We start from the raw sequence: 12,619 nt of genomic DNA, 5'->3' as shown, positions 1-12,619 counted from the left end.
GCCTCATGCGTCTGAAACCGGAAGGGATAAAGGCACATTTCGACAAGCAGTTCCGCCAGGGCCACGGTCTGGCGGACAGTTCGCTGTGGGCGGTCTGGATCAGCAGCGATGAGCCCCTCTTTCGGAATGAAGCAGCCGATGAAGTTCGTGCTCAATGCCGAGAGCTTGGGTTTAATCAACGCCAGGTCTTTCAGATCGGCGCAGATTTCGATTGGAACGGACTGGCCCAACAGTTCGAAACGGCCTCCCTGTTCGCTGAACAGAGCATCCTGCAGCTTCACTTGATCGCTCTGCCGAGCGATGCTGGCAGAAAAGTGCTGCTGAGCTGGCTAGAGCGGCCCCCAGCGGATACCTTCGTTCTAATCCTCTCGGATCGAATCGAAGCCAAGACCCTCAATACCAAATGGTTCAAGCAGTTCGAACAGTCCCAGGCACATGTGCCGATCTGGCCAATGAAGTCAGATGGCTTGGCCAGCTGGCTGGCGCGGCGGGCGAATCAGGCTGGTCTGCACCTGACGGCTCCGGCATTGACCCTGTTGCAGCAGTATATCGACGGTAACCTTTTGGCCGCAGACCAGGAGCTCAGGAAGCTGAGCCTGCTGCACGGCAAGAACCAGATCGACGAACGCCACATCGCCGATGCGATCAGCGACAGTAGTCGCTATACGGTCTTCGATCTGACCGACGCCTGCCTTGAAGGCAAAGGTGAAAAAGCCATTTCCATTGTTCTGCATCTGCGCAGCGAAAATGTGGCCGACCCGATATTGCTTTGGTCACTCAGCAGAGAACTCAGGGTGCTGGCCAAGATCGTTCGGGCGCAGGCGGCGGGTAGCAGTTTCCAGGATGCATGCCAGCAGGCGGGAGTTGCACGTTTTCGGCAGCAGGCTTACAAGCAGCACGTGACGCGACTTCGTCCAGCCAGGCTAAAACAGGCTCATCAGTTGGCTTGCCTCTGTGACGCCGCAGTGAAAAAAGCTAATCCATTGCCTATCGAGCAGCTTCTGTGCGACCTCGCCTATGTCTTGAGCGGACATCCGCCCAAGGTCTGCGCGCCGGTTTGACCGGAAGAAGGGGGCGTACAAAAGGTATATTCAGTAGCTACTGAATATGTGGTTTAATTGTTCGTTAGTCTGCTTCCAGCAAATGCGGTTATAAGACGATGGACCTATTTTTCAGCTGTTTTTCCAGAACTTATCCCCTCACGCCAGCCCAGCCGGTTGCTAGCAGTCGGCCCGGTTTACTGACATTGCTTCTGTTGCTCTCGTTATTGGCCGGCTACACTGGAGTGGCTGATGCGCAGACACGTCACACCGATCCCGAGAAGACCCTGAAAGATCTGTTCTGGGGAGATCTCTATGCGAGCGGCGGCACCACGCTCTTCTGCAGCCAGAGCTTCGAAAAAAAATCGATCACCATTAAGGAGAGCTATATCTACGACACGGCGTGGATACGTGAACAGCTCGAATGCGGGACAAGCAGCAAATGCAGAACCAATGTGCCGGATTACAGGCGCATGATTTCCGACATGCATAACATCTACCCGTCCACGATGAGCTTTGAGCTGGCCCGAGGCTACTCACACTTCGCAGCAATTGGCGACGACGGACAAACTGGAGAATGCGAAACACGTAAGGCTTATGGCGTGATAGAGCCTCAGGATGAAGCCAAAGGCGTCGTGGCGCGAGCCACCCTATATATGATGGAAGCCTACAAACTGCCGGCGCCTACCTCTATCGAAACGTTGATCGACTGGTGTAAACGATTTCCGCCCGACGAGACCGAAAAAGCCCGTAACAAACAGATCGAAAAACTTCAGGGCAACAGGAATTTGTTTATTGATAACCCCTCGCGTGCGGATCAGATGCGGTAGCCCTCGCTAGTTCCACTCGCTCAAGCACTTAGTCCGGAGCGTTTATAGGGCTCAGGGGCCAACCCACTTCGATATCCATTGCCCCCCAACCCACTCACCCTTCACCCGATGATGGGGGTCGTCGGCAAGCGATAGACAATCGATGCTAGTCACCCTGACCTCAACAAGCATGAAATTCGAGCTCACAAGCTGCCCCTTTGTCAGCGACTCACTCGCAGAGGGCTTTTCAAAGCTCAGCGCGTCCGGTCGGTCGAGAGCCTCCCCTGGTGCCTCAAGACGCGAGAAACTTTGCTGGGCGCGGTCACCGAGTGAATGCCAGGTTTCCGCAATACAGGCTGCATCACCACACTCCCCGGCTATGCCATCGAGCCTGATCTGTAACTGATTCACAGTATCCCAGAACACGGCACTCACACGTTCGTTCTGCGCAAATTCGCCCGCTTTGGCTGCCCGTCTATCAGTATGGAAGCGCCACAATGGTGGCGAACTCTCCCACTGACGCATCACGACCGTACGCACGGCCGGATGACGCTCAGAACCTTCACCGCCAACAAGTGTGGCCAGCGACACAAAGCGCGCTTCCCGCCGACCTTGATCGCGCAGGGAGGTTTGCAGCAACTCGAGGCTGTTCTTCAAGAACGACGATGCCGAAGATCGATGATCCTGCTGCGGATTGCTCATATCCTTCTCCATACACAGAAAAGCCGGCTCTGAGGCCGGCTTTTGCTGAACACAAGCTTCACTCTGGAAGCAACAGGACTTACAGCTGCTCTGCAGTGATCGCCATCATGTCAGCACTACCTGAACGAACTGCCTCGGCCAATGACAGCGTCCTTGGCAGCAGGCGGTTGTAGAAGTACCGTACGGTCTTGAGCTTACCATCATAGAAGCCGTTACTGTCATCACCCTTGTGCGCCTGCGCGGCAATTGCACTGCGAGCCAGTACATAGGCGAATGCTGTGTAGCCGAACAGATCCAGATACTCAACGCTCGCCGCACCGATGGCGCTCGGATCGTCCTTGGCAGCCTTTATGACATACTCAGTCACATCGCACAGACGGGCCAGGGCAGCTGACAGCGGCTCCATGAACTCCTGCAGCGACGCATCCTGACGATGACCTTCGACAAAGTCTGCAACTTCGTTCGCAAACAGTTCGAAGAAACGACCATCATTGGAGACGATCTTCCGCCCCATGAGATCGAGCGCCTGAATGCCATTAGTGCCTTCGTAAATCTGCGCGATACGGACGTCACGCACCAGTTGCTCCTGACCCCACTCCCGCACATAGCCGTGACCACCAAAGACCTGCTGACCAGAGACGGTGGACTCAAGTCCACGATCGGTCAGAAATGCCTTACAGACCGGCGTCAACAGCGCAACCATGGCCTCAGCATGCTGGCGCTCACTTTCGTTCTGTGAGTATTTGGCCAGGTCCAGGAAACGAGCTGAATAGACCGAGAACGCACGGCTGCCTTCGTTCATGGCCTTCATGTTCATGAGCATGCGGCGCACGTCTGGATGCACAAAGATAGGATCCGCGGCCTTGTCAGGATTCTGCGCACCTTGTGGTGCACGCCCCTGAGTACGGTCTAGTGCATAGGCAACAGCATTCTGGTAGCTCTGTTCAGCAGCCGCCAGACCCTGGACACCCACACCGAGACGCTCATAGTTCATCATGGTAAACATGGCAGCCAGGCCTTTATTGACCTCGCCTACCAGCCAACCCTTGGCACCGTCAAAGTTCATGACGCATGTCGCAGACGCCTTGATACCCATCTTATGCTCGATGGAACCGCAGTTGACGTTGTTGCGCTCGCCAGATACGCCGTTGTCGTCGACCAGCAGCTTTGGCACGAGGAACAGTGAGATACCACGTGATCCCGCTGGTGCATCAGGCAGCTTCGCCAGCACCAGATGAATGATGTTTTCGCTCAGGTCATGCTCGCCACCGGTAATAAAGATCTTGGTGCCCGATACGGTGTAGGAGCCGTCAGACTGAGGTATCGCCTTCGTGCGAATGATGCCTAGATCGGTACCACAATGTGGCTCGGTCAGACACATGGAACCGCTCCACTCACCGCTGTACATGTTTGGCAGGTACTTGTTCTTGAGCTCTTCTGAAGCGTGTGCGTCGAGTGCGAGACACGCACCAGCTGTCAACATGGGGTACAGACCAAAAGAAATGTTGGCCGACTGAATCATTTCTTCGACGAGCGCACCCAGAATCTTCGGCATACCCATACCGCCGAACTCAGGATTGCCACCGAGTCCACACCAGCCCCCTTCGATGAAGGTCTTGTAGGCTTCCTTGAAACCGGCAGGCGTGGTCACTACGCCATCGTTCCAATGGCACCCTTCTTCGTCACCAGACCGGTTGATCGGTGCGAGGAGAGTGCTCGAAATCTTGGCTGCTTCTTCGAGAATTGCGTCCGCCGTGTCGATATCGACATGATCCTTGAGACCATCGAGACTGCTCAGCATTCCTTTGAGATCAAACACTTCATTCAGCAGAAAGCGCATATCCTGGAGAGGTGCATTGTACGCAGGCATGGGTAATCCTCTTTTATAGGTATCAATCAGCAAAAAAAGCCCGCAGAGCGGGCTTGGAAACTTTTAGAACTTAGAGCGCGAAGTGCTCTGCATCCATATCCATCAGGGACTCCGCGCCTGCTACTGCAGCAGTGGCATGAGCCTGGGTCCTTGGCAGAAGGCGCTTGAAGTAGAACTGCGACGTCTGAACCTTGGCTGTGTAGAAGGCTTTTTCTTCAGTACCAGCTTCAAGCTTCTGCTTGGCCAGCAGCCCCATACGAGCCCAGAAATAAGCCATTGATGCATAACCGCTGTACATCAGGTAGTCGACCGAAGCCGCACCAACTTCATCGCGGTTCTTCATCGCTGCCATGCCGATCTTGGTAGTGAGCTCGCCCCACTCCTTGTTCAGCTTGGCCAGCGGCTCGACGTATTCTTTCGCCAGCTCGTTACCTTCGTTTTCCTTGCAGAAGGTGTGGATCAGCTTGGTAAAGCGCTTCAGAGACTCACCCTGGGTCATGAGAACCTTACGGCCCAGCAGGTCAAGTGCCTGAATACCAGTCGTGCCTTCGTACATGAGCGCGATACGGGTATCACGAACGATCTGCTCCATGCCCCACTCGGAGATGAAACCGTGGCCGCCGTATACTTGCATACCAAGGTTGGACGCTTCGTAGCCAACTTCAGTCAGGAAGGCTTTGGCGATTGGTGTCAGGAAGCCAAGCATTTCGTCAGCTTCCCGACGGATCTCTTCTGAAGCGCTGTCCTTGACCAGATCGCCTTTCATTGCGGCGAAGTAGATCATTGCACGTGCGCCTTCAGCAAAGGCTTTTTGCGTCAGCAGCATGCGACGAACGTCCGGGTGAACGATGATCGGATCAGCGATGCCGTCAGGATTCTTCGTGCCTGACAGTGAACGCATGGCCAGACGGTCCTTTGCGTAAGTCAGTGCACCCTGGAAGGACAGCTCGGCAGCGCCAAGACCCTGGATCGCAGTACCCAGACGAGCCACGTTCATGAAGGTGAACATGCAGTTCAGACCCTTGTTCTCAGGTCCGATCAGGAAGCCCTTGGCGCCGTCGAAGTTCATGACGCAGGTCGAGTTACCGTGAATGCCCATCTTGTGCTCGATAGAGCCACACTTTACGGCATTGCGATCGCCTATGTTGCCATCCGCGTCCACGTTGAACTTTGGCACGATGAAAAGAGAGATGCCCTTGGTACCCTGTGGCGCACCAGGCAGTCGCGCGAGACAGATATGGACGATATTCTCGGCCATGTCATGCTCACCGGAAGAGATAAATATCTTGGTGCCGGTAATGGCGTAAGCGCCATCTGCAGTAGGCTCAGCCTTGCAACGCAGGGTACCGAGATCCGAACCGCAATGTGGTTCAGTCAGACACATGGTACCAGTCCACTCACCGCTGACCAGCTTCGGCAGATAAGCAGCTTTCTGCTCAGCTGTACCGTGCTGCTCGATGGTGTTGAATGCGCCATGGCTCAGGCCAGGGTACATGCCCCAGCTCCAGTTCGCAGTGCCGACCATCTCGCTCATTACGAGACCGAGTGACTCTGGCATGCCCTGACCGCCGAACTCTTCTGGGCCAGTCATGGAAGGCCAGCCGCCTTCAACAAACTGCTTGTAGGCTTCCTTGAATCCGGTTGGCGTCTTGACGCCATCTTCAGACCAGGTACAGCCTTCGCTGTCACCAACAGCGTTAAGGGGCGAAAGCACACCTTCGCAGAACTTGGCACCTTCCTGGATGATGGCTTCAACCACATCCGGTGACGTCATTTCTGCACTTGGCAGTTCGCTGTAATGATTTTCAACATGCAGCAGTTCGTTCATGACGAAACTGATGTCACGAAGTGGAGCTTTGTATTCGACCATGACTTTACCTCTTCACTGCCAGGTGACCATCAGATTCGCGTCGGCTAACCAGTAGCAGGACTGCGACCCATGTGCCCCGAAGGCTTTATTGCCCTCCCGGTATCGGGAGAGGGTATTGTTGAATTTCCAGACCCGCCGCTACGGCATGAACACCGGACACCACGAACAACTCTGGAAATAACCAGTATCAAACAGGTGTTTGAAACATACGTTTGCTTCGGGCAATTGTCAAGATGGATCGGGTTAAGCAGCGGTAAATATTTGCTGATATGTGGCGATTGCACGCTGCAATTCCCGGGGCTGAACAGGCGCTTTCTCGGCAGGAAGAGATGGCTCGGAAGCCAGTGATGACGCAGGTTTGCTGCCTTTTTCGGCAGATTGTCGGGCGGTTTCACTCACATCCTCGGAAGCAACAGTTTCAGAGCCCGCTTCAGTCTTCTCTGGCGCCTGAGCCTCCGCAGCGGCCTTCTCCATGGCGGCGAGTTCAGCGCGTGCTGCATTGATGGTCTGACTCGCCGCAGCGGCAACTTTTCGATCCTGCGGTGAAGGCTCTGCGGGTGCCAGTGCAGCGCGAATGACCTGCTGCATCTTGTCCAGCGTCGCCTGAGGATCACCTTCGATGGCACCGGTATCAATTGATACCTCGCCACCGGTGGCATATTGCTTGCCGTCAGGGCCCCTGGTGTAGGTGTAGGACGGTGCACCGGCGTAGGCCCCACCAACGCTGGCATGCGCCTGCTCATGCGTCCGGACTTCGCGATCACGACTGGCGAGGTCCTGGATCAGGCGAAGCTCCGTTTCGTCGAGCTTGGCTTCGAGTCCGGCTTTGTCAGGGGCATCCGCCTCCTGACCTGCCAGCCGCTCACCATCATTGCTCGTCTTGGACTGACGTGCACTAAAGGCGGGGTCTCTATCGGAATTGACTGCTCTGGAGGCACCTGGCGCATCTGCAGCGGTCTTGTCATCGACGCGCTGAACTGGCTGAAGATCGGTCGCTACCAGCGAACGACCCTCGTTGCCGGTCTTTAGCGCGAAGGCATCCTGGACGGAGGCCGAGGCAGCCGTTGGACCTACCGCGCTGGTCGGAGCCGTAGTCAGTGCGCGTGAATTGGCAGCACTAGCCTGTTGCCCCTGAAAAGCACTGTTGACGCTACCAATCGCGGAAAACATGCTTAGGCCATGGTGTCGAGTAAGGTACCGAGTACGTTATCGGCCGTCTTTACAACTTTGGCTGAAGCTGAAGCCTGAACCTCGTAGAGCTTGAGGTCCACTACCGCACTGGTGATGTCGTCGAGTCCGCCAGCCTGGCTGAGCCCTTGCTGGACCGCCTGAGGTTGAGTGACATTGGTGGTTGTCGCCTGGGTGATACGTTCTGCAGAGGCCTGCATGCCTCTCATACCCGTCTGTATACCTTGGAATCCGGCGTTCATTGCTCCACTGATCATAAGCCACCTGCCTGCTTCGTTGACTGACCGCATCAGGAAAACTGATGCGATCTGGGCGGGCTCACTGCTCGAGGAACAGGGCTCCACCCGCAGTATCTACGCTACCAATCGGCTGATCAATTTTCAAACAGCTTGATGTAAAGAATGGTGAGGCTTCGTAGTCGCTGTAATCCCACTGCTCAAATGCGTGACTCGGCTTTCATTCTCGTGATGCCACCGGTTCTACCAAACCAGAAATTTGCTCGGCAGCAGCGGCCTTTGCGTCAATACGCTCGTTATCGGCCAGGTATCCTATCGTGCCAATGAGTGGCGCCGGAACGAGTCGCTTTAATGTAGCCAGATTCTCAGCCTCTGCTGCCATGACTTCGGCAGTAGGTCGGTTGGCAACCCAACCCGCCAGCTTTAAACCTCGCGCCTGGATGGCTTCGCAGCTGAGGAGCGCGTGATTGATACAGCCGAGCCTCATGGCAACTACGAGAATGACCGGATATCCCAGCGAAACAGCCAGATCGGCGAAAGTCTCCGTGCGATCAGCGGTGCTGCTCAGTGGCACCAGCCAGCCCCCCGCGCCTTCCACTATGGCAAACTCTGGCTGTCGGTCGGTGAGCACCCGCTCAACGTGAGCCCGCAACTTTTCCACCTGAAGGTGCTCAGCCTGGCCTTCTTTCTCAGCTGCAATGTGCGGTGCAATTGCGGCCTCAAGCTGAACAGGATTGATTTCCCTATAGTCTGCCATGATAGACGAGGCTGCTTGCAACCTGAGCGCATCATCGTTGCGTAATCCCGCGGAGCTTTGATGGCAGCCCGCTGCAACAGGTTTGAGTCCGAGCGTTGTGAACCCCCTGTCTGCTGCGTGAGCCAGCAGTGCACAGCCGACGAAGGTTTTGCCGACATCCGTGTCGGTTCCAGTCAGGAAAAAGCGATAGGTCATTGCGGCCTCGTTGAAATGGAAGGATTAATGCGGCTTCTGATAGTAGATGAAGCCGGCTTCATAGCTGAGGGGAACGCCCTCAGCTTGCCTTTGCTGCTCATACGCAGCTAACACAGCTTTCAACCGACCAGGGGTGGTGAGCTGCTGTCGGGCACCGTGCAGTACAGTATGCGCACCGACGCCTTTCACGGATCGCATCGCATCGAGCGCTGAGGGAAAGAGTTCGGTGAAGCGCCGCTGATGCAGCGAAGCATTCACCGGAGCGGCCGCCCTAAGATTATCGAACGCTGTGAATGCATTGACATGCTGAGCACTATCGAGTCCGGCCCATGCGGCCTGGATCTCGATGAGAGAGCCTGGCAAAAGGGTTGAACACGCTAACCAGCCCCCGGGCCGAAGTACCCTAACCGCTTCGTCAAGCCAGTTGGACGGCTGCTCCAGCCACTGCATGGCGAGATTGCTGAAAATGACATCAGATGATCCCGTGGCTAACGGCAGATTTTCAAGATCGGCCTGAAGCGGCGCGAGGTCGCCCCCCGTAGTTCGGGTGCCGCCGTGTTTTCGCTTCAGAACGTCCAGCATGCCCGCAGATCTGTCGAGGGCGATGAACAGGATCTCATTCTGCTGGCCGCGTCCTGATTCAATTGCCGAACCCTGCACATGCCCGTGCTGTAGCAGACTGATCAGCGAGTTTGTGAAATAGCCAGTGCCACAGCCAGCATCCACGAGCCGGCACTTTTCCTGAACCGGAGGCTGCAGCATCAGACGTTCGGAAAGGCCCTGGATAAGCGCCTCACCTATTCTGCGCTGTATGCCCGCATGTTCATCGTAACTGGTCGCAGCCAGACTGAAAGAACGGTCGACGTGACGTTTATCCATGCGCCGGGAGCCTCCGCGTATCACAGCCGACAAGCTGCAGGAAGGCTCGGCAGTGCTCAGCGATCAAACGGCTTGTCATAGCATCAGGATAGTGTCCGGCGTTCTCCAACACTTTGACAATGCGGGGTAGTCGCTGAGGGTGTGTGGCCTGCTTCATCAGGGTATCCGACGCGATCGCCACAGCTTTTCCCGTTAATGAATCCAGCTCACCGAAGATCGCCAGCAGAGGCAGTGGGCATGAGATAAACGCAGGCCTGAGGTCCACGTCTCGCAGTAGAGCCAGCCCCTCCAGTAGCACTTCTTCAGCTGCTTGCGATGGCATGCTATTCAAGGCTTTGACGGCAGCCTTGCGTCGACCGCCCGGTAGGCGTTTGCACTGCAGAACATTGAAAGCCCGCACGGTCCGCGATGGATCAATTCTGAGATCAGTCAGCATGGTATCCAGAGCAGACGTGGGCATGCCAGGCCAGGAAGTATCAGGCAACTCACAGAAGTGAGGGCTGGTGCCGACTAGCGCCACATACTCATTCATGGGGAACTGATCCCGCGTTGAGGCAGGTCTGCCCGAGGACAGTCTACTGTCGAGCCATTGGAGCAGGTGCAAACCTCCAAGGGAGCAGCCGATCCACAGCACTGACGAGTCGGCCGCGCGGAAGTGGTGGTCCAATAAGTCGAGCTGCTCATGAAGCTTCGATTTTCCCCTGTCCAGAGGGCATATTTGTATCGCCACCCCTGAGAACAGGTCGTTCGAGGCTATATGCGCGAACACTCGCTCCAGGGCTTTCGCAAGTACCGCATAAGTTTCGGCACTCTGCGCCCAACCACCAATTATAACGATCTCCAAGTGCCTCACTGCGTCACCAGGGCCGCCAGCGCATGGACAAGTTGGTCGATATCATTTTCATCATGTGCAGCCGAGAGGGTTATTCGCAGCCTGGCCTCCCCTGCGGGAACAGTTGGTGGACGTATCGCCACCACCAGGAAGCCCCTGGCGAGTAGCGCATTGCTGAGATCGACGGCCGCTGAGGAATCACCGACCAGCAAGGGCTGTATGGCCGTATCAGAGGGCATCAGCTTAAGGCCGATCTCCGCAACCTTCGACTTGAACCTGCTGATGAGTTGCTGCAGGTGCGTTCGCCGCCAGGATTCTTCAGTCAGCAGCTCGATGCTACGACAGGTAGCGGCCGCCACCGCCGGTGGCATGGCTGTCGTGTATATGAAGGTGCGGCTTTTCTGAGTCAGCGTTTCGATGAGTGCTTCACTGCCAGCTACGAAAGCGCCCGCCGTACCCAGGGCTTTACCGAAGGTGCCCATGAGCACTGGAACAGCGTCTTCATCCAGCGCATGGGCCTCACAGGCACCACCGCCCTTTGCCCCTAGTACGCCAAGACCATGGGCATCGTCGAGCTGCAGCGCCGCGCCAGCCTGCGCTGTACAGGCCGCTATCATTCGAAGATCCGGCACATCGCCATCCATGCTGAACACACTGTCAGAGCTCACCAGTACTCGCTGCGATGACGGCTGCAGCGCGGCAAGCCGCTCGTGCAGATGCCGGACGTCGCCATGGCGATATCTCACGAGCTTCGCACCACTGATAGAGGCTGCATCCAATAGTGAGGCATGGTTCAGCTTGTCCTGCAGCAGAACGTCCTGCCGGCCCAGCAAGCCCGAAGCGACGCCAAGATTCGCCATATAGCCTGTTGAATACAGCAGCACACGCGAGCGGCCAGTCAGTCGGGCCAAGGCCTGTTCAAGCGCCTCATGAGCGGACGTGTGACCGCAGACAAGATGACTGGCGCCGGAGCCGACGCCGTAGGTGTCGACGGCAGCCTTCAGAGCCCTGCCGACAGCAGGATGAGCAGCCAGACCCAGGTAGTCGTTACTGGAGAAATTGAGCAGCGTCCGGCCGTCGATTGTAACGCGCGCGCCCTGCCCGCTTTCGAGCAGTCGAGGCCGGCGAAACTGCCCAATCGCTGCAATTTCAGCGAGAGCCTTTTCGAGCCCCCAGCTGGCTGGTAAGGGCATGGTTACCCGGCAGCATTGTAGAATTGACCTCGATCAGCCTGGCTCGCCGGTACAGCGGCCAGCTCAGGTTGCGCCTGCTGTACAGCCAGATGTTCAGGTTGAATGCCGAGCTTGCCGAACAGTGCCATATCGGTATTCGCGTCCGGATTCGCCGTAGTCAGCAACTTCTCACCGTAGAACAGCGAGTTTGCGCCAGCGAAAAAACACATCGCCTGCATCTGCTCATTCATGCTTTCGCGACCGGCGGACAGCCGCACATAGGACTTCGGCATCATGATTCGCGCTACCGCGATTGTCCGAACAAATTCAAAGGGTTCCAGCGGTGCCTGATCTTCCAGCGGCGTACCTTTCACGGCTACCAGCATGTTGATCGGCACACTTTCAGGATGATGTGGCAGATTCGCCAGCTGCTTGAGCAGGCCAGAACGGTCATTCGCGCTTTCGCCCATGCCGACGATACCACCGCTACACACTTTCATGCCCGCATCGCGGACATGCGCCAGCGTATCCAATCGATCGCTATAGGTACGGGTGGTGATAATCTGATCGTAGTATTCGGGCGAGGTATCCAGGTTATGGTTGTAGTAATCCAGGCCGGCTTCAGCCAGGTCCGCCGCCTGCTTCTCTTCGAGCATACCCAGCGTCATACAGGTTTCGAGACCCAAGGCCTTTACACGGCGAACCATCTCCACTACGTACGGCATATCCTTCTCGCGTGGGTTACGCCATGCAGCGCCCATGCAGAAACGGCCTGAGCCAGCTGCCTTGGCGCGCTCAGCAGCAGCCACGACTTTCTCGATCTCCAGCAGCTTCTCTTTTTCCAGGCCTGTGTTGTAGTGGCCACTCTGCGGGCAATATTTGCAGTCCTCAGGACAGGCACCAGTCTTGATCGACAGCAGTGTGCTGACCTGAACGGCATTCGGATTGAAGTGCTGCCTGTGCACACGCTGCGCTTCGAACAACAGGTCGTTGAACGGCATGGCGAAGAGCTTGTTGACCTGGGCCACTGTCCAATCGTGCCGAACGGCACCGAGCTCAAACGCAGCAG

General features: G+C 56.5%; 12 protein-coding genes. 2 read left to right on the top strand and 10 right to left on the bottom strand.

The features are described from left to right. The first annotated feature begins 5 nt into the window (after positions 1-5). Complete coding sequence (holA, locus tag ACH3PB_RS01235; RefSeq protein WP_416397652.1) at positions 6-1,061, top strand: DNA polymerase III subunit delta; 1,056 nt, start codon at positions 6-8, stop codon at positions 1,059-1,061. Between the two features lie 98 nt (positions 1,062-1,159). After that, a complete protein-coding gene (locus ACH3PB_RS01230) occupies positions 1,160-1,870 on the top strand; it encodes an endonuclease (protein ID WP_416397651.1) in 711 nt (236 codons plus the stop codon). Positions 1,871-1,921: 51 nt separating this feature from the next. On the opposite strand, the gene ACH3PB_RS01225 is transcribed toward ACH3PB_RS01230, so the two are convergent. From ACH3PB_RS01225 to bioB, 10 genes are all read right to left on the bottom strand, one after another. Further along, entirely contained in the window at positions 1,922-2,551 is a 630-nt protein-coding gene (locus tag ACH3PB_RS01225; protein WP_416397650.1) for a hypothetical protein, read from the bottom strand. 79 nt (positions 2,552-2,630) lie between these two features. Next, the gene (locus ACH3PB_RS01220) at positions 2,631-4,421 is read right to left on the bottom strand and encodes an acyl-CoA dehydrogenase C-terminal domain-containing protein (RefSeq protein ID WP_416397649.1); all 1,791 of its coding nucleotides are present in this window, start codon (positions 4,419-4,421) and stop codon (positions 2,631-2,633) included. Positions 4,422-4,491: 70 nt separating this feature from the next. After that, the gene (locus ACH3PB_RS01215) at positions 4,492-6,291 is read right to left on the bottom strand and encodes an acyl-CoA dehydrogenase C-terminal domain-containing protein (RefSeq protein ID WP_416397648.1); all 1,800 of its coding nucleotides are present in this window, start codon (positions 6,289-6,291) and stop codon (positions 4,492-4,494) included. 243 nt (positions 6,292-6,534) lie between these two features. Further along, positions 6,535-7,461 carry a putative metalloprotease CJM1_0395 family protein gene (locus ACH3PB_RS01210; protein WP_416397646.1) on the bottom strand — a complete coding sequence of 309 codons (927 nt, stop codon included), beginning with the start codon at positions 7,459-7,461 and terminating at the stop codon, positions 6,535-6,537. A 2-nt stretch (positions 7,462-7,463) separates the two neighbouring features. Continuing rightward, positions 7,464-7,736, bottom strand: a complete 273-nt coding sequence (locus tag ACH3PB_RS01205; RefSeq protein WP_416397645.1) for a flagellar biosynthesis protein FlgE — start codon at positions 7,734-7,736, stop codon at positions 7,464-7,466. A 199-nt stretch (positions 7,737-7,935) separates the two neighbouring features. Further along, a complete protein-coding gene (gene bioD / locus ACH3PB_RS01200; RefSeq protein WP_416397644.1) occupies positions 7,936-8,667 on the bottom strand; it encodes a dethiobiotin synthase in 732 nt (243 codons plus the stop codon). Between the two features lie 24 nt (positions 8,668-8,691). Then, positions 8,692-9,546, bottom strand: a complete 855-nt coding sequence (locus tag ACH3PB_RS01195) for a methyltransferase domain-containing protein (protein ID WP_416397643.1) — start codon at positions 9,544-9,546, stop codon at positions 8,692-8,694. Continuing rightward, positions 9,539-10,390: a hypothetical protein gene (locus tag ACH3PB_RS01190; protein ID WP_416397641.1), complete on the bottom strand. Its 852-nt coding sequence runs from the start codon at positions 10,388-10,390 to the stop codon at positions 9,539-9,541. The genes ACH3PB_RS01195 and ACH3PB_RS01190 overlap by 8 nt, the downstream gene beginning before the upstream one ends. A 5-nt stretch (positions 10,391-10,395) precedes the next feature. After that, a complete protein-coding gene (bioF, locus tag ACH3PB_RS01185) occupies positions 10,396-11,571 on the bottom strand; it encodes an 8-amino-7-oxononanoate synthase (RefSeq protein ID WP_416397639.1) in 1,176 nt (391 codons plus the stop codon). Positions 11,572-11,573: 2 nt separating this feature from the next. Then, positions 11,574-12,551 carry a biotin synthase BioB gene (gene bioB, locus ACH3PB_RS01180; RefSeq protein ID WP_416399499.1) on the bottom strand — a complete coding sequence of 326 codons (978 nt, stop codon included), beginning with the start codon at positions 12,549-12,551 and terminating at the stop codon, positions 11,574-11,576. Positions 12,552-12,619 lie beyond the last annotated feature (68 nt).

The organism is Allohahella sp. A8, from assembly GCF_047946665.1.
Lineage (GTDB): Bacteria > Pseudomonadota > Gammaproteobacteria > Pseudomonadales > Oleiphilaceae > Allohahella.
Note: the sequence above shows the minus strand (reverse complement) of the source record. Positions and strands in the feature narration are given on the sequence as shown.

Coding starts and splice junctions, on each gene's coding strand:
- ACH3PB_RS01225 (WP_416397650.1), bottom strand. CDS start 2,551: ATGAGCAATCCGCAGCAGGATCATCGATCTTCGGCATCGTCGTTCTTG.
- ACH3PB_RS01205 (WP_416397645.1), bottom strand. CDS start 7,736: ATGATCAGTGGAGCAATGAACGCCGGATTCCAAGGTATACAGACGGGT.
- bioB (WP_416399499.1), bottom strand. CDS start 12,551: ATGCCGTTCAACGACCTGTTGTTCGAAGCGCAGCGTGTGCACAGGCAG.
- ACH3PB_RS01215 (WP_416397648.1), bottom strand. CDS start 6,291: ATGGTCGAATACAAAGCTCCACTTCGTGACATCAGTTTCGTCATGAAC.
- bioF (WP_416397639.1), bottom strand. CDS start 11,571: ATGCCCTTACCAGCCAGCTGGGGGCTCGAAAAGGCTCTCGCTGAAATT.
- ACH3PB_RS01210 (WP_416397646.1), bottom strand. CDS start 7,461: ATGTTTTCCGCGATTGGTAGCGTCAACAGTGCTTTTCAGGGGCAACAG.
- ACH3PB_RS01220 (WP_416397649.1), bottom strand. CDS start 4,421: ATGCCTGCGTACAATGCACCTCTCCAGGATATGCGCTTTCTGCTGAAT.
- ACH3PB_RS01195 (WP_416397643.1), bottom strand. CDS start 9,546: ATGGATAAACGTCACGTCGACCGTTCTTTCAGTCTGGCTGCGACCAGT.
- holA (WP_416397652.1), top strand. CDS start 6: ATGCGTCTGAAACCGGAAGGGATAAAGGCACATTTCGACAAGCAGTTC.
- ACH3PB_RS01230 (WP_416397651.1), top strand. CDS start 1,160: ATGGACCTATTTTTCAGCTGTTTTTCCAGAACTTATCCCCTCACGCCA.
- bioD (WP_416397644.1), bottom strand. CDS start 8,667: ATGACCTATCGCTTTTTCCTGACTGGAACCGACACGGATGTCGGCAAA.